Genomic DNA, 20,811 nt, shown 5'->3' with positions numbered 1-20,811 from the left:
CTTTCTTCGGTTCATTTATCATCAAGCGCAGCCCGTCGACGCCAGGGCCATCCCCTGGTGCATCGGTGTTTATGGATATTGCCTGGGGATGCGAGCGTTTGAGTACCAAGCTGATTACCAAAGAAGGTCATGAGGCGCTGAAAAAAGAGCTGGATTACCTGTGGCGCGAGAAGCGCCCGGATACCACGCGCAAAGTGACATGGGCGGCGTCGCTGGGGGACCGCAGCGAAAACGCCGATTATCAGTACAACAAGAAACTGCTGCGTGAAATCGATCGCCGTGTGCGCTACCTGCGCAAGCGTCTTGAAGACATGCGCGTGGTGGAATACGCACCGGAGCAGGAAGGCAAGGTGTTCTTCGGTGCTTGGGTTGAGATTGAAAACGAGCAGGGCGAAACCAAGCGTTTTCGCATTGTCGGCTATGACGAAATTTATGAGCGGATGGATTACATCTCTATCGATTCGCCGATGGCCCGTGCTCTGTTGCGCAAGCAAGTCGACGATGAGGCCATCGTGCAGACGCCAACGGGCGAGGTGTGCTGGTGGATCACCGCGATCGAGTATGAGAAGTGAAAGTAACAGGCCCGCCGAGCGGGCCTGAGTTGTCTCAGCCTTCGCGCAGCACAGTCAGCGGGCTGGCATTGAGTGCGCGGCGGGTGCCGAAGACGCCTGCACCGCCAATCAACACGGCACCGATGACGGGCAGCAGCAAGAGCCACGGATGAGGCTGCCAGACCAGGTCGAATGCATAGCGGTATAGCGCCCAGGTCACCAGTTCAGTGCCCAGTGCCGCCAACAGTCCGCTCGCGGCGCCCAGTAACCCGAATTCAATGCGCCTGGCTTTGACCAGTAACTTGCGTTCGGCTCCCAGCGCGCGCAGCAGCGCACCCTGGCGGATGCGCTCATCCAGCGTCGCTTGCAGGCCGGAGAACAGCACGGCCATCCCGGCGGCCAATACAAACAACAGCACGTACTCCACGGCCAGCGTCACTTGCGCAAGGATGCTGCGCAATTGCTCCAGCAGCGCTTCTACCTGCAGGATGGTCACGGCCGGGAAGGCGCGGGACAGGTCGACGATTTGCTGATCATGACCGGGGGCCAGGTAGAAGCTGGTCAGGTACGTGGTCGGCAGATTCTTCAATGTGCCAGGCTGGAAGATCATGAAGAAGTTGGGCTGGAAGTTATCCCAGTTGATGGTGCGCAGACTGGTGACCCGCGCTTCGCGATTTTCCCCACCTATCGTAAAGACCAAGTGGTCGTTGAGTTTGAGCTTGAGGCTTTCGGCCACCTTGGCCTCGACCGAGACGCCGGGAATACCATCGGAGGGTTGCTGGGACCACCAAGCGCCCGACGTCAGGGCATTGCCCGGCGGCACGTCGGCGGCCCATGTCAGGCTGAGGTCGCGTTGCACGGCGCGGTCGCCACTGGAGTCCTTGCTGACGATCTCCTGCACCGGTTCGCCGTTGATGCTGATCAGCCGCCCCGGCACCACCGGGTACAGCGGTGCCGATTGCGCCTGGATTTCCAGCAGGCGTGCGCCGAAAGCATCTTTGTCGGCCGGCAGGATGTTCAAGGCAAAATAATTGGGTGCATCTTTGGGCAACTGGTTTTGCCAGGTGTCGAGCAACTCGCCGCGCAGCAGGGCGATCAAGCCCATGGACAGCAGGATCAGACCGAATGCCAGGGCCTGACCGGCTGCGGCCAGCGGGTGGCGCAGCAATTGGCCCAGACCCAGGCGCCAGGGCAGAGTCGCACCGGCCAACAGCCGACGCAGACTTTGCAACAGCAGCAAGAGCAAGCCGCCGAGCACCAATGCGGCCACCACGCCACCTCCCAGCAAGGCGAAGGTGAGCACCAGGTCGAGGCTCAGACGCCACATGATCAGGCCCAAGGCGAACAGCGCAGCACCGTAGACCATCCAGGTACTGGACGGGATGGGCAGCAGATCGCGGCGCAATACTCGCAGCGGCGGGACGCGCCCTAGCGCGGCCAACGGCGGCAAGGCGAAGCCCGCAAGCGCGACCAGCCCGGTGCCGATTCCTGCCACGGCCGGCAACAGCCCACCAGGTGGCACATCCGCCGGCAGCAGATCCCGCAGAAAATAAAACAGACCGAACTGCGCCAGCCAGCCGAGGAGAGCGCCAGCGAGACTGGCCAGCAGGCCCAGTACGCTCAATTGCAGACTGAACAACAACATGGCTTCGCGGCGCGACAATCCCAGGCAACGCAACAGCGCGCTGGCGTCAAAGCGTCGCGTGGCAAAGCGGTTGGCCGACAAGGCCACCGCCACCCCCGCCAATAGAACGGCCACCAGGCTGGCCATGTTCAGGTAGCGTTCGGCCTTGCCCAGGGCGCCGCCGATCTGCTGGTTGCCATCGCGGGAATCCTGCAAGCGCTGGTTGGCGGCGAGGCCGGGCTTGATCAGGTCACGATAGGTTTGCAGCGCCGTACCGCCCTGGGGGTAGCGCCACAGTTCGCGGTAGCTGACGCGGCTGCCGGGCTGTACCACGCCGGTGGCTTGCAGGTCGGCGAGGTTGATCATCACCCTGGGGGTGAGGCTGTAGAAATTGCCGGCGCGGTCCGGTTCATAGGTGAGCACCCGCGCCAGGCGCAGGGTTTTCATGCCCACGTCGATGCTGTCGCCGACTTTTAGGTCGAGGGCCGTCAGCAGCCGCGCTTCTACCCAGGCTTCGCCGGGTTTCGGGCCGCCGCCTGGGGTTTCCTCGGCAAAGGGCGCGGCGGCACTCTTGAGCGCGCCACGCAGCGGGTACTGCTCGTTGACCGCCTTGATGCTGGAGAGCTGGATACCATTGTCGGTGGCAATCACGCTGGAAAATTCCACCACCCGGGCATGATCCAGGCCCAGCTCGGTACCGGACTTGATTTGCTCAGGGCGGGCGGGCGAGCTGCCTTCCAGCACCAGATCGGCACCGAGGAACTCGGTGGCGCGCAGTAGCATGGCGCCGTTGAGGCGGGCGCCGAAGTAGCCGATGGCGGTGCTGGCGGCCACGGCGACCAGCAGGGCGAAGAACAGCACGCGCAATTCGCCGGCACGGGCATCGCGCAGTAATTGACGCAGGGCAAGGCTGAACAGACGCAACAGCGGCAAACGTGCCATCAAGGCTCCAGGGGCGCGACCATCAGGCCGGCTTCAAGGCGGATCAGGCGTCGGCAACGGTGGGCCAGGCGCTCGTCGTGGGTGACCAGCACCAGGGTCGTGCCGCTCTCTTTATTGAGTTCGAACAGCAGATCGCTGATGCGCTCGCCGGTGTGGCTATCGAGGTTGCCGGTAGGTTCATCGGCGAACAGCACGTCGGGCTCGGCGGCGAACGCCCGAGCAATCGCCACCCGTTGCTGTTCGCCACCGGACAACTGACGGGGCGAGTGGGTCAGGCGTTGCCCCAAGCCCACGCGCTCAAGCAAGTGCCTGGCGCGTTCGCGGGCGTCTTTGCGGCCGTCCAGTTCCAGCGGCAGCATGACGTTTTCCAGCGCATTGAGGCTGTCGAGCAATTGAAAGGATTGGAAGACGAAGCCCACATGCTCGGCGCGGATGCGCGCCCGTTGGTCTTCGTCCAGGCGGCTCAGGGCTTGCCCGGCGAGGGTGACTTCGCCGCCGCTGGGCAGGTCGAGGCCGGCCAGCAGGCCCAGGAGCGTGGATTTGCCGGAACCGGAACTGCCGACGATAGCCAGGCTGTCGCCCTTGTTCAGTTCCAGGCTCAGTTCGTGCAGGATAGTCAGTTCACCTTCCGTGCTGGGAACCACTTTGCTAAGGTTCCGCGCGGTGAGAATGCTTGCGCCCATGGAGAATCCGATGCGAATGTGGTTTTTGAGTGCTGGCCTGGCCTTGATGTGCATGGCCCAGAACGCAGCGGCGGGTACAGTCCTGATCGTTGGCGATAGTATCAGTGCCGGTTTCGGCCTGGATACCCGCAAAGGGTGGGTGGCGCTGCTGGAGCAACGGCTCAAGAACGAAGGGTTTGACGATACCGTGGTCAACGCTTCCATCAGTGGCGATACCAGTGCGGGAGGGCTTGCGCGGCTGCCGGCGGCGCTTGCAGCGCATAAGCCGGAGGTGGTGATCATTGAGCTGGGGGGCAACGATGGGCTGCGCGGTCAGCCGCCGGCGCAATTGCAACAAAATCTTGCTTCGATGATTCAGCAGTCTCGGGACAGTGGAGCAAAAGTGTTGCTGCTCGGCATGCAGATCCCACCCAATTATGGAAAACGCTACGTCGAAGCCTTTAATAAGGTGTTCGGCGATGTGGCGCAGGAAAAAAAGGTGCCGCTGGTGCCGTTTTTCCTGGAGGGCGTGGGGGGGCATCCCGAGCTGATGCAGGCCGACGGTCTGCACCCGGCGGTCGGTGCTCAGGACAAGTTGCTGGAAAATGTCTGGCCATCGCTCAAACCGCTGTTATGACGCTTTTCTACCGGCAGGCTTTCGGCTAAGGTGGCGCCCCCTGATTTGGAGCCCTCGATGTCGCGTCCTGCCTGGTCCCTGTTTAACTACCAACTGATCGAGCCGGACGAGCAGCTGGATCTGTTCGCCTGCCAGGAAGTGCGGGTGCATCTGGTGACGCGTCAATTGGAACTGGGCGGCTCCATCGATCGCACGCTGTGCGGCACGTTATTGCCGGCGCAGCCGCGTTGGTCGCTGGTGGATCGGTCGATTTTCCAGGACCAGCGTTTGTGTCCCCTCTGTCGGGCTATCCTTGAGTCTCAGAAGCGCGGCACGCCGCCGATCTGGCCGGAGCTGCGTTTTGAACTCTAGAAGCAGCTGCAAGCGTCAAGCTATAAGCTGTAAGCTAGTAATTGGCTTTTAACTTACCCGTCGTTCTGCGAAGGATTTTTCGGATGTTGTCGCGCCTTTCCGTCGTTACCTGCTGCCTGTCGCTTGCTGCCCTGTGTGCGGCCGGTTCGGCAGCGGCCCTGCAGTTGCCCTTGCCACCCCCGGGGGAAGACATCGTCGGCCAAGTCCAAGTGATCAAGGCCAAGTACGAAGACACCTTTGCCGATCTTGGCACTGCGTATGACCTGGGCTACTCGGAGATGGTCGCGGCCAACCCGGGCGTGGATGCCTGGTTGCCGGGCGCGGGCACCGAGATCGTGCTGCCGACGCGCTTCATCCTGCCGCCCGGGCCGCGCGAAGGCATTGTGATCAACCTCGCGGAATACCGGCTCTACTACTACCCCAAAGGCCAGAACGTGGTTTACACGTTCCCGTTGGGGATCGGTCGTGAAGGCTGGGGCTCACCGATTGCCCACACCAGCATTATCGCCAAGACGCCCAACCCGACCTGGACACCCCCGGCCTCGATCAAGGCCGAGCACGCCGCCAATGGCGACCCGCTGCCCAACGTGGTGCCGGCTGGGCCGAACAACCCCTTGGGGCCGTTCAAGTTCACGCTGGGAACGCCGGGGTATCTGATCCACGGTTCCAACATGAAGTTCGGCATCGGCACGCGTACCAGCCATGGCTGCTTCCGCATGTTCAACAATAACGTGTTGGAGATGGCCGATATGGTGCCGGTCGGCACCTCGGTGCGCATCATCAACGATGCCTATAAGTTCGGCAGCAGTGGCGGCAAGGTGTACCTGGAGGCGCATACACCCCTGAACGATGACGGCACGCCATCGGTAGTGGACAAACATACGGCGGTGATCAACGCCTTGCTCAAGCGCGAAGACCTGGCCAATAACCTGCGGGTCAATTGGGATCAGGTGCGTGACGTGGTGGCGGCGGAAGACGGTCTGCCCACTGAAATCGGTGTGCCAGGCGCGGCGCCCATGGTATCCAGTACGCCGATCGATCTGCAGCAGTAAGCCCGCAACCTGCCAAGCCCGCCCCGGCCTGGTGCCGCGGCGGGTTTTTTATTGGCCGGGGTTACGGGTGAATCCCAGGCAATAAAAAGCCGATCCAAAAATGGATCGGCTTGATAACAACCCCGAAGGGTTATTACTTGCGGCTAGCTTTTTCAAGCATGCGCAGAGCGCGCTCGTTAGCTTCGTCAGCAGTCTGTTGTGCTTTTTGAGCAGCAGCCAGAGCTTCATCAGCTTTACGGTAGGCTTCGTCTGCACGAGCCTGGGAGCGAGCTGCTGCGTCTTCAGTTGCAGTCAGACGAGCTTCGGTTTCTTTGGAGACGCTGCTGCAACCGGTAGCCAGAACTGCGGCCAGAGCCAGAGCAGAGAATTTCAGAACGTTGTTCATCGTGTTCCCCTTCAAGGACTTTCTATTAAATGGCTACTTCTCAGATTGAGCTTATAGCCGGCGTACATACTACCCATTACTTGTAGTAAGTAAACTGACGCAGCGCAAGAAGCAAAAAAAATTCTTGCGGCGAATCTGTTTTGGCTAACCTTGCGTGGGTTTGTATAAAAACTGTCCAATTTTTTTTCACTGGGCCCGCATCGAGCCTCGCTGAAAGGGCCATGCCGCCTGTGTTGGGCCTTGTACATAGATGAAAATTTATATAACTATCCGAGCACTTCCGTTGCGCTTGACGGTGCATGGCCTGGCATCTTTTTTAAGCATGTAGTGGTGACTTTAAGAGCGCCTGTTCGTCTCAAGGTTCAACTGCCGGCAATGTTCAGGCTTTCGATCATCGATGGGTCGAAGCCCTTTCTGTATCCACCAGCGGCGGGGGATGGTGCATGCGCCTTGAGCAATTGCAGGATTGGTGCCTACTATTCCCTACGGGCTGGTTGCGAGCGCTAGAGGTATTCTCGTTGTCGAAACCGGCACGGGTTGGCGTAGATGTTCCTTCGCCGGAAAAACATCGGTAAGGTAGGGGTCAGAAACCAAGACCCGCGAGGAGTAGTGATGAGCGAGGCGTTGTCCATCCACCATGACCAGACGGGTCATCAGTTCGAGACCACTGTGGACGGTCATCGTGCCTACTTGACCTATATGGACCTTGGTAAACAGACCCTGGATATCTATCGCACCTTCGTGCCTAACGCATTGAGAGGGCGTGGTATCGCGGCAGCGCTGACCGAGGAGGCCTTGAAGTTCGCCGAGGCGGCGGGCTACACGGTGATCCCGTCCTGCTCTTACGTAGAGCGTTATATGGAGCGCCACCAGCGCCATGCCGCCAAGTTGTAAGGAATTCAGATCAGCATAAAAAACGCCGGGCTCAGCCCGGCGTTTTTGTGTGCGTAAACCCGAGCCGGGTTCAGCCGCGTTGGCGCTTGGGCAATACATCCTTGAGCTTGGCGTGCATGCTGCGCAGGGTGTTCTCGGTGGCCGCCCAATCGATGCAGGCATCGGTGATCGACACGCCATACTGCAAGTCGGCAAGGTCCTTGGGAATCGCCTGGCAGCCCCAGTTCAAGTGGCTCTCGACCATCAGGCCGATGATCGACTGGTTGCCTTCCAGGATCTGGTTGGCAACGTTTTCCATAACCAGCGGCTGCAGGGCCGGGTCCTTGTTGGAGTTGGCGTGGCTGCAGTCGACCATGATGTTCGGCTTGATCTTGGCCTTGTTCAGCGCCTGTTCGCACAACGCGACACTGACCGAATCATAGTTGGGCTTACCGTTGCCGCCCCGCAGCACCACATGGCCGTAGGCATTGCCCTTGGTGGTGACGATGGAAACGCCGCCTTCCGGGTTGATGCCCAGGAAGCGGTGAGGGCTGGAGACCGATTGCAGCGCGTTGATCGCTACGGTCAGGCCGCCGTCGGTGCCATTCTTGAAGCCCACGGCCGACGACAGGCCGGACGCCATTTCGCGGTGGGTCTGGGATTCGGTGGTGCGTGCGCCGATGGCCGACCAACTGATCAGATCCTGCAGGTATTGCGGGGAGATCGGGTCGAGTGCTTCGGTGGCGGTGGGCAGGCCCATTTCGGCCAGATCCAGCAGCAATTGACGACCGATGTGCAAACCGTCCTGAATCTTGAACGAGTCGTCCAGGTACGGGTCGTTGATCAGACCTTTCCAGCCGACGGTGGTGCGCGGCTTCTCGAAGTAGACACGCATGACCAGATACAGGGTATCGGAGACTTCTGCCGCCAATACCTTGAGGCGCTCGGCGTATTCGTGAGCCGCCTTGAGGTCGTGGATCGAGCAAGGGCCGATCACCACGAAGAGGCGATGGTCGGTGCCGTCGAGGATATTACGAATGACTTCGCGGCCTTTGGTAACGGTCTGCAGGGCAGTCTCGCTCAAAGGGATTTCGCGCTTGAGCTGATCGGGGGTGATCAGAGTCTCGTTGGATTCGACGTTAAGGTCATTGATCGGTAAATCAGCCATCGTGTTACTCGTCAGGGTCACGGGTGCCGGCCGCCAGCCGTTCCCGTGCGGCGGTGCACAGCATGATTTGGATGCAGGGGGGAGGAACCTTAGCGCGTATTACGGGCCCGCGACAATGGGCGGCGCGGGTTTAATCCCACGCGGGCTGCACAAACGCGTCGTGGGAGAACTCTAACGCGTGCCGCGCAACCCACTCCCTGGCCAGGGCCTCGAACTGCTGAGGGGAGGGCTCGGCATCTTCGTGCTGGCGGCAGTAGCGTTCTATCCGGCATGCTTGCTCGCCCATGCGCGCGCCGAACAGGGCATGTTCATCGGTGAACGAGATGCCCACACGATAGCCACCTTCAACCTTGCGGCACCAGGCCACGTACCCCGGATAGCGGGCGCTGGCGCCCAAGGATGGGATGTGCAGATCCACCGCCGTGCCTTGTCGCCAGGCACGCGGCCAATGACAAGCAATGCCGCCCAAGCCGGCAGTGAGGAGGCGTTGACGGGGAATGGCGGGAGAGGGGCGTTGGATTAACTCGACAGCGACATCATCAGGGTGAGGTAAAAAACGACCCATGTACACGGACTCCGAGCACCGTCCAGTTGACGGCGGTGGCAGCAGTATAGTGAAGGAACTGGAATTGACCGACCTGGATATTGACCAGCAATTGCTGGGACTGCCAGGAATTTCGCTGGTGGTATTTGTCAGCGCCGGCTGTTCCAGTTGCCGCTGGGCGCGTCAGCAAATGCCGGGCTGGCGCTTGCCGGTGGACCGCGTGTGCTGGGTGGATGCCGGGCATAACGGCGGTGCGGTCGAGCGTTACCAGATCTTTCATTTGCCGGCGTTGTTCGTGGTGTGCGAGGGTCAATTCCTTGGGCAATTGCAGACACGTCTTACACCTGCGGCCGTTGGCGAGGCTGTAAATGAAGCGCTTACCCGCACACCGGAGGAGTTGCCATGACCACAGTTACACCCCAGTCGCCTCGCATTGGCATCATCGGCACCGGCGCCATTGGCGGTTTTTATGGCTTGATGCTGGCGCGCGCCGGGTTTGATGTGCACTTCCTGCTGCGCAGCGAATATGCGGTGGTCAGCGAGCAGGGGTTGCGCGTGAACAGCGGTGTGCATGGCGCTTTGCATCTGCACCCCGTGCAGGCTTACGCCCAGGCAGCCGATATGCCGCCCTGCGATTGGTTGTTGGTAGGCACCAAGTCCACCGGTAATGTGGAGCTGGCGCCGACCCTGGCCCAGGTCGCGGCGCCGGATGCCAAGGTGGTGTTGTTGCAAAACGGCCTCGACGTTGAGGACAGCCTGCGTGAACACTTGCCGGCATCGCTGCACCTGCTGGGCGGCTTGTGTTACATCGGCGTACACCGTTCCGGCCCCGGTGTGGTCGAGCACCAGGCCCTGGGGCGGGTTAATCTCGGCTATCACAGCGGCTCGGCCGCCAATGATGAAAACCGTCAGAAGGAGATTGTCGAGGCCGGCGCCGCGTTGTTTCATCAGGCCGGTATCGAGTCACAGGCCATGGCCAATGTGCATCAGGCGCGCTGGCATAAACTGGTGTGGAACGTGCCTTTCAACGGCCTCTCCGTCTTATTGAAGGCTGGCACCACCAACCTGATGGCCGACGCCTCCAGCCGCGAGCTGATCCAGGCGCTGATGGCCGAAGTGATACAGGGCGCCCATGCGTGTGGCCACGAAATCCCGGCCAGCTATGCCGAGCAGATGTTCGCCATGACCGAGACCATGGAGGACTACCTGCCGAGCATGTATCACGACTATATGCACAAGCGCCCGTTGGAACTGGCGGCGATCTATGCACGGCCGTTATCCGCCGCCAAGGCCGCCGGGTGCGAGCTGCCGCGTATGCAGGCACTGCACCAGGCTTTGAGTTTTATTGATCGGCACAATCGCTGATCGGGAGGAGCGCAGATGGCAAAGGGATTGGGTGACAAACTGGTGCTGGCGATTTCGTCGCGGGCGCTGTTCGACCTCAGCGAAAGTCACAAAATCTACCTGGCCGAAGGCGTGGAGACTTATCGCAAATACCAGATCGAGCATGAAGAAGAGATCCTGGAACCCGGGGATGCCTTCCCGCTGGTCAAGAAACTGCTGAGCCTCAACGCCAGCCTGGGCCGTGCCCGTGTCGAGGTGGTGCTGGTGTCGCGCAACAGCGCCGACACCGGCCTACGCGTGTTCAATTCCATCCAGCATTACGGCCTGGATATTTCTCGCGCCGCGTTCGTCGGGGGACGTAGTCCTTATCCTTATTTGGCGGCATTTGGTTGCCATCTGTTTTTGTCCACCCATGCCGAAGATGTGCGCAGCGCCCTGGATGCCGGTTTCGCGGCGGCGACGATTTTGTCCGGCGGTGCGCGTCGGGCCAGCAGCGAGGAATTGCGCATCGCGTTCGACGGCGACGCGGTGCTGTTCTCCGATGAATCCGAGCGTGTGTACCAGGCCGGAGGGCTTGAAGCATTCCAGGCCAGCGAGCGCGAATCGGCACGCCAGCCGTTGCATGGTGGGCCTTTCAAAGGGTTTCTGGCGGCGCTCAACTTGCTGCAACGTGAGTTTCCGGATGAGGCTTGTCCAATCCGTACCGCACTGGTGACCGCGCGTTCGGCGCCGTCCCATGAGCGGGTGATCCGCACTTTGCGAGAGTGGGACATCCGGCTGGACGAGTCGCTGTTTCTTGGCGGGTTGGAGAAATCCGCGTTTCTTGAGGCATTCGCCGCCGATGTGTTTTTTGATGATCAGGCCGGTCATTGCGAGAAAGCCAGAGAGGTGGTCGCCACCGGGCATGTGCCCCATGGCATTAGCAATGAACTGAAGAGCCCGGTCTGAGCCAGTCCAACTCCGCACGGCGCTGCTAAGCTGTTTTGATCTCCGCCATCCTGGCTGTCCAGGAGGTTTTTATGATTCGTTCGATGCTGTACGCCACGGACCTCGGTCTGTATGCGCCGTATGTGATGCAACATGCCTTGGCGCTGGCGCGGACGTTCAAGGCTGACCTATACGTGATTCATGTGGTTGAACCTATCGGTCTGTTCGCCGAATCGGTGTTGCAGAGCTACCTTGATGAAAAGGCCTTGATTGAATGGCAAAGCCAGGGCCTGAGTACCATGATCGCAACGATCGAGCAGCGTGTACTGGACAGTTTTCGTGAGGAGTTGGGGGAGGGCGAGCAGGACTTGAAGTGGATCCGCTCGGTGCGCGTGATTCAGGGCGACCCGTGCGAGGTGATTCTCGACCAACTGCGTAAACTTTCCGTCGACTTGTTGATCGTAGGAAGTCATAGCTCTACCAGTGCGCAGGCCACGCCATTGGGTCGTACTGCCACGCGGGTGGTGCAGCTGTCTACGGTGCCGGTTTACCTGGTGCCGTCGCTACAACGTCGACGCAGTGATGACGTGTGAATGGGAGAAGGGATAAAAAGTTCTAGATTTATCCTTCTGACCTTTAATATAGTTATATATCGCTGCTGATACCCGTGGCGTCTATCTGCTTTGAGGGACACATATGAAGCTTCAACAACTGCGCTACATCTGGGAAGTGGCGCACCACGACCTCAACGTTTCCGCTACCGCTCAAAGCCTTTACACCTCGCAACCGGGTATCAGCAAGCAGATCCGCCTGCTCGAAGACGAGTTGGGCGTCGAAGTGTTCGCGCGCAGCGGCAAGCACCTCACCCGCGTGACACCGGCCGGTGAGCGCATCATCACCACCGCCGGCGAGATTCTGCGTAAAGTCGAAAGCATCAAACAGATCGCCCAGGAATTTTCCAACGAGAAAAAAGGCACCTTGTCGATCGCCACCACCCACACCCAGGCCCGTTATGCACTGCCACCGGTGATTCGCGACTTCATCAAACAGTACCCGGACGTGGCGTTGCACATGCACCAAGGGTCGCCGATGCAGATCGCCGAGATGGCCGCCGACGGCACCGTCGATTTCGCCATCGCCACCGAGGCGCTGGAGCTGTTCGGCGATCTGGTGATGATGCCGTGCTATCGCTGGAACCGTTGCGTGGTGGTGCCTCAGGGCCACCCGTTGGCCAAGCTGCCGAAACTGACCCTCGAAGCCCTGGCGGAATACCCGATCGTCACCTACGTGTTCGGGTTCACCGGCCGTTCCAAGCTTGATGAAGCCTTCAGTCATCGTGGCCTCACGCCGAAAGTGGTGTTTACCGCCGCCGACGCCGACGTAATCAAGACTTACGTGCGCCTGGGACTGGGGGTGGGTATCGTCGCCAAGATGGCGGTGGACACCAACCTCGATAAAGACTTGGTTGTGCTGGATGCCAGCGAATTGTTCGAGTCCAGCGTGACCAAGATCGGTTTCCGTCGCGGTACGTTCCTGCGCGGGTTCATGTGCGATTTCATCGAGAAGTTCGCCCCACACCTGACTCGCGAAGTGATGGCCAAGGCCATCCAGTGCCATAACAAGCAGGAGCTGGAAGAACTGTTCGACGGCGTGGAACTGCCGGTTCACTGACCTTAGGCGTTGGTACTCAGGATCACGCAGGGCGCCAGGGTTAACATGGCGTCCTATACGAACAAGCGCGCCTACCGATTATTTGGCGTCGGTAACCGTGAAGTACTGCCGTGCGCCGGCCACCAGCACTTCCACCTCATCGCCTTCGAACTTGCCCAGCAGGCTTTTGCCCAGGGGCGAGCGCGGGGTGATGACGGTTACCGGCTGGCCCACCACATCCACTTTCAATCCCGCCGCATCGGGCGCCAGGAACAGCCACTGCTGGCGACCGTTCTGGTCTTCCAGGCCCAGTAACGCACCGACTTCTATACCACGCTGCTCATCGTAGGGCCGCACTGGCAGGTTCTGGCACAGTGTCAGGGCCTGCTTGATTTCCTCAACGCGTCTGGCTTGCCCGGTCGCCAGGTAAGAGGCTTCCAACCCGAGGGTGTCGTATTTGTTCTCGGCGATGTTTTCTTCGTAGGTCGCGGTTTCGTAGGCGGTCTGCGCGGCACGTTGAGCGATGTCGAGATCGACGCCGAGTTTTTCCAGAATGAGCGTGTGGACAGCGTATTTATTCATGTTCATCAATCGCAGAATTGCAGGACGTTGGCGCGGGACTTCTCGGTCGGGGCGTTCTGGTCCTGTTGCAGCCAGAACTGACATTTGGGGTTGGACAGGTTGCGCGCATTGTTGCGCGCCTGATCCAGGGCTTGTTGCTGCTCCTGTTTTTGCAAATTCTGCTGGTACTGCTCGAACATTCGGTTGGGCGGTTCCGGCGCAACAGCGGCGGCGGGCGTGCCCCAATGCTGGACGGCCTGGGCCACTGGAGCCAAGGCTTGAGGGAAGAGGTAGCGCGAGGCCAGCCAAGTGGTCAGCACAATGGCGACGAACCCCAGCCATAGGCCCAGGGCGATGGCGAGCATAAGTTTGGGCAGCGATAACGGACGGTCAGACATGGCGGCCTCCTGGCGGGCATTGACGGCATGGCGGCGATTGTCGCACAGCCCCTGTGCAGAATAATCACGATCAAGACTTCTGCATCCGTGCATTTATGCGGACAATCGCCCATTTGATCGATGGAGCCCGGAATGAAAGCCCGCTGGGATATTTTTTGCAGCGTCGTCGATAACTACGGCGACATCGGCGTGACCTGGCGCCTGGCCCGGCAATTGGTGGTGGAGCACGGTTGTGCCGTGCGCTTGTGGGTCGATGACTTGCGCGCCTTCGAACGTATGTGCCCTGACATTGACATTCGGCTCGACCAGCAATGGCAAGAGGGCGTCGACGTGCGCCACTGGCCGGCCGAGTGGGCACAGGCTTCGGCGGCAGATGTGGTGATCGCAGCGTTCGCATGTCAGTTGCCGCCGGACTATATGGAAGCCATGGCCGCGTGCGAACGGACTCCGCTGTGGATGAACCTGGATTACCTCAGCGCCGAAGAGTGGGTGGTGGGTTGCCATCGTTTGCCGTCGGTGAAGTTCAAGGGCGTGCAGAAGTACTTCTTCTTTCCGGGGTTCCGCGAAGGCACTGGAGGGTTATTGCGAGAGGCTGGATTGCTGGAGCAACGTCAGGCTTTTCAGCAAGACGCCGAGGCGCAGCGACAATTCCTGCATGCGATGGGCGTATTTCCGACCATTGGCACGCGATTGATCTCACTGTTTGCTTACGAAAACCCTGGGCTGGCCCCATGGCTGGACGTGTTATCGACGGACGGGACCGCCACTCATCTGTTGGTGCCCGAGGGGCGCATACTCGGCGATGTGCAGCGCTGGCTCGGCGTGGATGGGTTGGCAGCCGGGGATATTCATCGGCGCCAAGCCCTGACCGTGCAGGTGCTGCCGTTCGTGCGCCAGGAGCAATACGACCGTCTGCTCTGGTGCTGCGACTTCAATGCCGTGCGCGGCGAAGACTCGTTCGTGCGCGCCCAGTGGGCTGGCCGACCGCTGTTGTGGCATATCTATCGCCAGGACGAAGACATTCATCTGGACAAACTTGACGCGTTTCTAGACCTCTACACCGCCGCGCTTTCTCCGGCGGCTAAAACTGCGCTCGTGGCTCTCTGGCAAGCCTGGAACACCGAGGGCGATATGGCCAGCGCTTGGAAAATGCTGCTGGAACACTGGCCCGAGGTAGCCCGGCATGCCGAGTCGTGGTGTCTGGAACAGGCATTGCAGGACGATCTTGCGACGGCGCTGGTACAGTTTTATGAAAGTTGGATATGATACGCGACCTTGATTTTTGTAAATCCCATCCAAATTTCGGATATACGTAATGAAAACTGGTAAAGAACTGAAACCCGGTACAGTGATCCGTCTCGAAAACGACCCTTGGCTGGTTCAGAAAGCTGAGTTCACCAAGTCTGGTCGTAACAGCGCAATCATGAAGACCAAGCTGAAGAACCTGCTGACCGGTTACAAGACCGAGATCGTCTACAGCGCCGACGACAAACTGGACGACGTGATCCTCGACCGCAAAGAAGCGACCCTGTCCTTCATCAGCGGCGACACCTACACGTTCATGGACACCACCGACTACACCATGTACGAGCTGAACGCTGAAGATATCGAAGCCGTTCTGCCGTTCATCGAAGAAGGCATGGAAGACGTCTGCGAAGCGATTTTCTTCGAAGAGCGCCTGGTTTCCGTAGAGCTGCCGACCACTATCGTGCGTAAGGTTGCCTACACCGAAGGTTCCGCCCGTGGCGACACTTCCGGCAAGGTGATGAAGCCTGCCAAGCTGAGCAACGGCACCGAACTGCAAGTAGCCGATTTCATCGAAATCGACGACCTGATCGAAATCGACACCCGTGAAGGTGGTTCGTACAAAGGTCGCGCCAAGAAGTAATTCTGGCTTCGCCGATACGAAAAAAAGCCCGACCTAGCGTCGGGCTTTTTCGTGGGCGGTGGGTTACTTCAGGTGTTGCTTGAGCTCATCGGACGCCTGCAACAGGGCCGAACGCACCGCCGGCACTTGGCTGACCACGTTAAGCAACCCGTAGTCGTGGATCATGCCGTTGTAACGCACCGCCGTCACCGGCACGCCGGCCTCGTCCAGTTTGCGCGCATACGCCTCGCCTTCGTCGCGCAGCACGTCGGCGCCGGCGGTCTGCACCATTGCTGGTGGTAGACCCTTGAGTTGCGCGGTGGTGGCGCGCAGCGGTGAGGCGTAGATCTCGGCGCGTTGCTTGGCGTCGGTGGTGTAGTTGTCCCAGAACCACTTCATCATGTTTTTGGTAAGGAAGTGCCCTTCGGCGTACTGGTTGTAGGACGCAGTCTCGAAGTTGGCGTCCGTTACCGGCCATAACAGCAACTGGAACTTGATTGCCGGCGTACCCTTGTCTTTGGCCATCAGGCTGACCACTGCGGCCATGTTGCCGCCGACGCTGTTACCGGCCACCGCCAGGCGCTTGCCGTCGACGTTGATCTCTTTGCCATGCTCGGCCACCCACTTCGTGGCGGCATAGGCCTGATTGATCGCCACCGGGTAATGGGCCTCGGGTGAAGGCGCGTAGTTGACGAACACTGCCGCGGCTCCCGAACCCGCCACCAGATCCCGCACCAAGCGTTCATGGGTAGGGTAATCCCCCAGCACCCAGCCGCCACCGTGGAAGAACATAAACACCGGCAATGTGCCCTTGACCCCGGCTGGACGCACGATGGTCAGCTCCAGCGGCTGGCCATCGACCTGGATGGTCTTGTGGCTCACGTCCGCCTGGGGCAGCGTCAGCTTCACCCCCGCCTGAGCGACGGCCAGCACCGCACGGGCGTCTTTCGGCGTCAGTTGTTCGATGGGTTTGCCGGTACCGGCATTCAACGCATCCAGAAAAGCCTGGGTGTTGTGCTCCACCTCGCCGGTCGCCGCGAAGGCGCTGCCGATGGACAGGGCGAGCAGGGTGCCGGTGAGTGCTTTACCAATGGTGTTCATGTGCTTCTCCTTAGGCGACAGAGTTGATCAGACGGTTACATGCAGACGTACATCGACGTTGCCACGGGTGGCGTTGGAATACGGGCAGACCTGGTGAGCGGCGTCGACCAGGCTTTGCGCATCCGCCTGGCTCAGGCCTGGCAGGCCGATGTGCAGGTCGATATCCAAGCCGAAACCGCCGGGGATCTGGCCGATACCGACGTGAGCGGTGATCGCGGCGTTATCCGGGATTTTGCGTTTGGTCTGGCTAGCAACGAATTTCAGTGCGCCGATAAAGCAGGCCGAGTAACCGGCGGCGAACAGTTGTTCCGGGTTGGTGGCCTGGCCGCCGGCACCGCCGAGTTCTTTCGGGGTGGAGAGCTTGACGTCGAGGATGTTATCGCTGGAAACAGCGCGACCATCACGGCCGCCGGTGGCGGTGGCTACTGCGGTATAGAGCGTTTGCATGGTGGAACCCTCGTTTTTTTAGCGCTAAAGTTTTGTGCGCTAAGTAGTTGGTGAGGGCAAATGTATAGCGCTAATGTTTAGCGCGCAAGATAAAAGTTAAAAATATTTTCGTCCCGCTCTAAATCGCTGTGGGAGGGGGCTTGCCCCCGATGGCGGTTTATCAGTCGACAAATTTTTGACCGAGCTGCCGCAATCGGAGGCAAGCCCCCTCCCTCATGTCTTTGTTGTGTTCAGATCGCGCTTTGCAAGTTGCCGCGCAACGCGAGCAGATCCGCTTGCAGCTTGCGCAATTGGTCCAGCTCCAGACCGCTGGCGCCGAGAATGCATTGAGGGATCCCCATGGCCTTGGCTTGCAAGGCGCGGCCAGCATCGGTCAACTCCACCACCACCACGCGCTCGTCTTCGCGGCTCCGGGTGCGGCTGAGCAGATCTTCGGCTTCCAGACGCTTGAGCAGGGGAGTGAGGGAGCCGGGATCGGTCAACAGTCGGCTACTGATTTCACCGACGGTTAAACCGTCCTCTTCCCACAACACCATCATGGCCAGGTACTGCGGGTAGGTCAGGCCCAGCGCTTGCAGCAGCGGCTTGTAGACCTTGGTCATCAGCAGTGAGGTGGAATGCAGGGCGAAACACAGCTGGTTGTCCAGCATCAGGGATTCGCAGGGGGCAGGGTTCTTGCTCATGGTGGCGCCTTAAAAACGTGTCTGCTCTGGAATCTAGCGGGCAAATCTTTAATGCGCCAGGTAATTCTGCCCTAACGGTCAGATCAAGCCGCTCTGCAGTGCCAGATCCCACGGTGGCACTGGGCTGAAACGCGTTTTCAAGTATTCGAGCAGCAGACGACTGCGGGCGTTGGGTTGTTGCTCCAGGCGCAAGGCGTAGATCCCGGTGGTTTCCGGACTGGGCAAACCGTTTTCGCAAAACAGCGGTAACAGTTCGCCGCGCACTAGGTACTCACTGGCCAACCATGTCGGCAGATGGGCGATACCCAGCCCGGCGAGCGCTCCGCAAAGCAAGGCTTCGGCGTTATTGGCGCTCATGCGGATGCGCTGCGGGCGGTAGGTGGCGCGACGCCCATCCGGCTCGAAGCGCCAGGCAAACATAGGCGCCAGTCCGTCCCAGTCCAAGCCATCGTGGTCGCTCAGTTCCCGAGGATGGGTCGGCGTGCCGCGGCTTTTCAGATAGGCCGGGCTGGCGCAGGCGATGCGCACGATGCTGGCCAATGGGGTGGCGATCAACCGCGTATCGACGATATGCCCGGCGCGCAACACCAGATCGACTTTGCCCAGGTGCGCGCCCTGCATGTCCACGAAGCTATCGATCAGATGCAGGTGCACATCCAGCCCGGGGTATACGTTGAGGAAGTCGGCAATCACCGGTGCCAGGTGGCGTCGCCCAAAAGCGGCCGGCGCATCCACCCGAATCAAGCCTTCCGGCGCATGGCTTAGGGACACCGCTTCGGCTCTTGCCAGTTGCAGCTCGCTGACAATCCGCCGCGCCCGTTCGGCAAAGGCCAGGCCCGCCGGTGTCGGCACCACCGCGTGGGTGCTGCGCTGGAACAGACGACTGCCCACCGAATTTTCCAGGCTGTCGATACGCCGAGCCACGGCCGACGGCGTCAGCGGATGGCGACGCGCCGCAGCGGAGAAGCTGCCGGTCTCCAATACGTCGAGAAACAGGCTCAGTTGGTCGGTCAAGATGTTCGGATTCATGGGGGCTGCTTGTGCGAGATTGGCACAGCCATTGTGCGTTGCTGTGCGTTTCCGCGCCAGGCGCGACTGCGTAGCATGCGAGGTCTTGGGTTGGTGGAGTAATGCGCGGTGTTGGATTTAGCGATTTATCTGGTCTTGGGCGCAGCCCTCGGCACGGTCGGCGGGTTGTTCGGCATTGGCGGTGGGCTGATTGCTATCCCGGTGCTCGGCGTGCTGTTCGGCCTGGATCAACAGATTGCCCAGGGCACCGCGCTGGTCATGGTGGTGCCCAATGTGATGCTGGCGCTGTGGCGCTATCACCAGCGCAATCGCATCGAATTACGCCACGCCTTACCCTTGGGCGTAATGGGATTTATCTTCGCTTGGCTGGGATCGATCTGGGCGGTCGGCCTGGATGCCGGAGCGATGCGCATCGGCTTTATCGTGTTTTTGCTGGTGCTGTCGGCCTACAACCTGGTGCGAATGTTCACGCGCAACGCACCAGCCACGGCGCAGATGCGCTACGCCTGGCCTTGGCTTGGCGTGCTGGGCGCGGCTTCCGGGTCCATGGGGGGCTTGTTCGGAGTGGGCGGCGCCGTGGTCGCCACGCCAGTGCTGACCAGCGTGTTCGGCACCACGCAGGTGGTCGCCCAAGGATTGTCCCTGGCGCTGGCGCTGCCCAGCACTGGCGTGACCTTGGTGACCTACGCCTGGCACCACGAAGTGGACTGGATGATCGGCTTGCCGCTGGCCATCGGCGGCCTGCTCAGCATCAGTTGGGGCGTGAAGGTCGCCCATGCCATGCCGGAACGCCTGCTGCGCGGCCTGTTCTGCGCCTTCCTGGTGGTGTGCGCGGTGATGCTGACGTTTAAAGTCTGAAGCCCTCGCGGATGTAATCGGCCAGGCACTCGGTGATCGGCGAGGTCATGTTGGCGTTGCGTAACAGGTGCAGGTTCATCGACGGCAGCGGCGGGAAGCCTTCGTCGCTGCCGAGTACGCGCAGTTCCTCGGTCACCAGGCTTTCCATGCAGATCATCACCGCCAGCCCGGCATTCACTACCGCCTGGATCGCCGCGACGTTGGAGCTGTGATACGCCAGGCGGTAGTCCCGTCCGGCCGCCTCCAGCGCGGCGCAGGTCCATTGGGTATAGACGCAATCGGTGCCGGAGACCGCCAGCGGCAGCGCATCATGTTCGTCCACGCAAAAGCACGGCGATGCCGCCCACACCATGCGTTCGGTACGCAGCAGCTCGCCGATTTCATGGCCCGGCTCGCGGCTGACCACGGTCAATGCCAAGTCCCGGCGCTGCATCAACACCGTGGACGACTCGCAGTGCATCTCGATCTGGATCAACGGGTATGCCTTGGAAAACGGCTTGAGAATGCCCGGCAGGAAACGCATTACGTAGTCGTCCGGCGTGCCGATGCGCACCAGCCCCACCATATGCGGCTCGCGCAAGGTGTTGAACACTTCGCTGTGCAGCTTGAGGATGCGTCGCGCATACCCCAGCAACACCTGGCCCTCTGGCGTCAACCGCACCTGGCGGCCATCGCGCTCGAACAGTTTGCGCTGCAGCACGTCTTCCTCCAGGCGTTTCATCTGCATGCTCACCGCCGACTGCGTGCGGTTGACCAACTCTCCAGCGCGGGTGAACCCGCCGTGATCGGCGATGGCGACGAAGGTGCGCAGCACATCCGTATCAATGCTTGGGTAACCGGACAATTGATCAATCTCCGAGATGGATTGCATAAGAAACATTCGTTGGATTGATCATAGGGCCAAGCACACACTGGCGTCATCCCCAAGGGAGGGTGACGAGATGAAAGGTCAGAAAGGTTTTGTGCTGTTGGCGAAACGCCCATTTGCCGGGCTATTTCAGGTGCTAAGCCGTTGGCAAGTACTGCATCAGGAGCGTCGGTTGCTGGCGAGCTTGAGCGATGACGCATTGAAGGACATCGGCCTCAACCGCGCCGATGTGGAGCGCGAGCGTCATCAGCATTTCTGGCAGGACCCGCTGCGAAAATAACCATGGATG

Annotated in this window: 26 protein-coding genes; 14 read left to right on the top strand and 12 right to left on the bottom strand. The window is 60.4% G+C overall.

What is annotated here, in order from left to right; translation table 11 throughout:
* Positions 1–98: 98 nt before the first annotated feature.
* Complete coding sequence (gene greB, locus K1567_RS07470; RefSeq protein ID WP_034096790.1) at positions 99–572, top strand: transcription elongation factor GreB; 474 nt, start codon at positions 99–101, stop codon at positions 570–572.
* 34 nt (positions 573–606) lie between these two features.
* On the opposite strand, the gene K1567_RS07465 is transcribed toward greB, so the two are convergent.
* The gene (locus K1567_RS07465) at positions 607–3,117 is read right to left on the bottom strand and encodes an ABC transporter permease (protein WP_034096576.1); all 2,511 of its coding nucleotides are present in this window, start codon (positions 3,115–3,117) and stop codon (positions 607–609) included.
* On the bottom strand, positions 3,117–3,800 hold the full coding sequence (locus tag K1567_RS07460) for an ABC transporter ATP-binding protein (protein WP_034096577.1): 684 nt from the start codon (positions 3,798–3,800) through the stop codon (positions 3,117–3,119). Before K1567_RS07460 ends, K1567_RS07465 begins: the two co-directional genes overlap by 1 nt.
* A 10-nt stretch (positions 3,801–3,810) precedes the next feature.
* Between K1567_RS07460 and K1567_RS07455 the strand changes: the two genes are divergently transcribed.
* From K1567_RS07455 to K1567_RS07445, 3 genes are all read left to right on the top strand, one after another.
* Positions 3,811–4,416: an arylesterase gene (locus tag K1567_RS07455; RefSeq protein ID WP_034096578.1), complete on the top strand. Its 606-nt coding sequence runs from the start codon at positions 3,811–3,813 to the stop codon at positions 4,414–4,416.
* A 57-nt stretch (positions 4,417–4,473) separates the two neighbouring features.
* Positions 4,474–4,767, top strand: a complete 294-nt coding sequence (locus K1567_RS07450) for a hypothetical protein (protein WP_003172705.1) — start codon at positions 4,474–4,476, stop codon at positions 4,765–4,767.
* Between the two features lie 83 nt (positions 4,768–4,850).
* Entirely contained in the window at positions 4,851–5,819 is a 969-nt protein-coding gene (locus K1567_RS07445; RefSeq protein WP_034096579.1) for a L,D-transpeptidase family protein, read from the top strand.
* A gap of 133 nt (positions 5,820–5,952) precedes the next feature.
* Here K1567_RS07445 and oprI read toward each other — a convergent pair whose 3' ends face one another.
* Positions 5,953–6,204 carry an outer membrane lipoprotei OprI gene (gene oprI / locus K1567_RS07440; protein ID WP_003172710.1) on the bottom strand — a complete coding sequence of 84 codons (252 nt, stop codon included), beginning with the start codon at positions 6,202–6,204 and terminating at the stop codon, positions 5,953–5,955.
* Between the two features lie 612 nt (positions 6,205–6,816).
* Here oprI and K1567_RS07435 point away from each other — a divergent pair.
* Positions 6,817–7,098, top strand: coding sequence for a GNAT family N-acetyltransferase (locus tag K1567_RS07435; protein WP_034096580.1), 282 nt, complete (start codon positions 6,817–6,819; stop codon positions 7,096–7,098).
* 70 nt (positions 7,099–7,168) lie between these two features.
* Here the strand turns inward: K1567_RS07435 and K1567_RS07430 are convergent, their stop codons facing one another.
* A complete protein-coding gene (locus K1567_RS07430) occupies positions 7,169–8,245 on the bottom strand; it encodes a 3-deoxy-7-phosphoheptulonate synthase (protein WP_034096581.1) in 1,077 nt (358 codons plus the stop codon).
* 130 nt (positions 8,246–8,375) lie between these two features.
* Complete coding sequence (locus K1567_RS07425) at positions 8,376–8,810, bottom strand: PilZ domain-containing protein (RefSeq protein ID WP_220698296.1); 435 nt, start codon at positions 8,808–8,810, stop codon at positions 8,376–8,378.
* Here K1567_RS07425 and K1567_RS07420 point away from each other — a divergent pair.
* From K1567_RS07420 to cysB, 5 genes are all read left to right on the top strand, one after another.
* Positions 8,809–9,195, top strand: coding sequence for a hypothetical protein (locus K1567_RS07420; protein ID WP_034096583.1), 387 nt, complete (start codon positions 8,809–8,811; stop codon positions 9,193–9,195). The genes K1567_RS07425 and K1567_RS07420 overlap by 2 nt on opposite strands.
* Complete coding sequence (locus K1567_RS07415) at positions 9,192–10,154, top strand: putative 2-dehydropantoate 2-reductase (protein WP_220698295.1); 963 nt, start codon at positions 9,192–9,194, stop codon at positions 10,152–10,154. Before K1567_RS07420 ends, K1567_RS07415 begins: the two co-directional genes overlap by 4 nt.
* A gap of 15 nt (positions 10,155–10,169) precedes the next feature.
* A complete protein-coding gene (locus K1567_RS07410) occupies positions 10,170–11,081 on the top strand; it encodes a 5'-nucleotidase (RefSeq protein WP_034096585.1) in 912 nt (303 codons plus the stop codon).
* Positions 11,082–11,152: 71 nt separating this feature from the next.
* Positions 11,153–11,653, top strand: a complete 501-nt coding sequence (locus tag K1567_RS07405; protein WP_220698294.1) for a universal stress protein — start codon at positions 11,153–11,155, stop codon at positions 11,651–11,653.
* 103 nt (positions 11,654–11,756) lie between these two features.
* Entirely contained in the window at positions 11,757–12,731 is a 975-nt protein-coding gene (gene cysB, locus K1567_RS07400; RefSeq protein ID WP_003189876.1) for an HTH-type transcriptional regulator CysB, read from the top strand.
* Positions 12,732–12,809: 78 nt separating this feature from the next.
* Here cysB and K1567_RS07395 read toward each other — a convergent pair whose 3' ends face one another.
* Together K1567_RS07395 and K1567_RS07390 are read right to left on the bottom strand one after the other, a co-directional pair.
* Positions 12,810–13,292 (bottom strand): transcription elongation factor GreAB, encoded by a 483-nt coding sequence (locus K1567_RS07395; RefSeq protein WP_220698293.1) that lies wholly within the window; start codon positions 13,290–13,292, stop codon positions 12,810–12,812.
* 5 nt (positions 13,293–13,297) lie between these two features.
* A complete protein-coding gene (locus K1567_RS07390; RefSeq protein ID WP_034096587.1) occupies positions 13,298–13,669 on the bottom strand; it encodes a hypothetical protein in 372 nt (123 codons plus the stop codon).
* Between the two features lie 132 nt (positions 13,670–13,801).
* Between K1567_RS07390 and earP the strand changes: the two genes are divergently transcribed.
* Together earP and K1567_RS07380 are read left to right on the top strand one after the other, a co-directional pair.
* A complete protein-coding gene (earP, locus tag K1567_RS07385) occupies positions 13,802–14,935 on the top strand; it encodes an elongation factor P maturation arginine rhamnosyltransferase EarP (protein WP_034112582.1) in 1,134 nt (377 codons plus the stop codon).
* Positions 14,936–14,984: 49 nt separating this feature from the next.
* Positions 14,985–15,557, top strand: coding sequence for an elongation factor P (locus K1567_RS07380; RefSeq protein WP_003172723.1), 573 nt, complete (start codon positions 14,985–14,987; stop codon positions 15,555–15,557).
* Positions 15,558–15,620: 63 nt separating this feature from the next.
* Here K1567_RS07380 and K1567_RS07375 read toward each other — a convergent pair whose 3' ends face one another.
* The 4 genes from K1567_RS07375 to K1567_RS07360 form a co-directional block, all read right to left on the bottom strand.
* Positions 15,621–16,637, bottom strand: coding sequence for an alpha/beta hydrolase (locus K1567_RS07375; RefSeq protein WP_047882260.1), 1,017 nt, complete (start codon positions 16,635–16,637; stop codon positions 15,621–15,623).
* Positions 16,638–16,664: 27 nt separating this feature from the next.
* Positions 16,665–17,084 carry an organic hydroperoxide resistance protein gene (locus K1567_RS07370; RefSeq protein ID WP_034096590.1) on the bottom strand — a complete coding sequence of 140 codons (420 nt, stop codon included), beginning with the start codon at positions 17,082–17,084 and terminating at the stop codon, positions 16,665–16,667.
* A gap of 230 nt (positions 17,085–17,314) precedes the next feature.
* Positions 17,315–17,767, bottom strand: a complete 453-nt coding sequence (locus K1567_RS07365; protein ID WP_220698292.1) for a MarR family winged helix-turn-helix transcriptional regulator — start codon at positions 17,765–17,767, stop codon at positions 17,315–17,317.
* A 78-nt stretch (positions 17,768–17,845) separates the two neighbouring features.
* The gene (locus K1567_RS07360; RefSeq protein ID WP_169868352.1) at positions 17,846–18,796 is read right to left on the bottom strand and encodes a LysR family transcriptional regulator; all 951 of its coding nucleotides are present in this window, start codon (positions 18,794–18,796) and stop codon (positions 17,846–17,848) included.
* A gap of 108 nt (positions 18,797–18,904) precedes the next feature.
* Between K1567_RS07360 and K1567_RS07355 the strand changes: the two genes are divergently transcribed.
* Complete coding sequence (locus K1567_RS07355; RefSeq protein WP_034096593.1) at positions 18,905–19,654, top strand: sulfite exporter TauE/SafE family protein; 750 nt, start codon at positions 18,905–18,907, stop codon at positions 19,652–19,654.
* On the opposite strand, the gene K1567_RS07350 is transcribed toward K1567_RS07355, so the two are convergent.
* Complete coding sequence (locus tag K1567_RS07350) at positions 19,644–20,525, bottom strand: LysR family transcriptional regulator (RefSeq protein ID WP_034096594.1); 882 nt, start codon at positions 20,523–20,525, stop codon at positions 19,644–19,646. The genes K1567_RS07355 and K1567_RS07350 overlap by 11 nt on opposite strands.
* Before the next feature lie 70 nt (positions 20,526–20,595).
* Between K1567_RS07350 and K1567_RS07345 the strand changes: the two genes are divergently transcribed.
* Complete coding sequence (locus tag K1567_RS07345; protein ID WP_034137513.1) at positions 20,596–20,802, top strand: DUF1127 domain-containing protein; 207 nt, start codon at positions 20,596–20,598, stop codon at positions 20,800–20,802.
* Positions 20,803–20,811: the final 9 nt, after the last annotated feature.

The organism is Pseudomonas sp. S5F11 (assembly GCF_019641515.1).
Classification (GTDB): domain Bacteria; phylum Pseudomonadota; class Gammaproteobacteria; order Pseudomonadales; family Pseudomonadaceae; genus Aquipseudomonas; species Aquipseudomonas rhodesiae.
The sequence above is the reverse complement of the archived record's forward strand: the minus strand, read 5'-3'. Positions and strand labels throughout refer to the sequence as shown.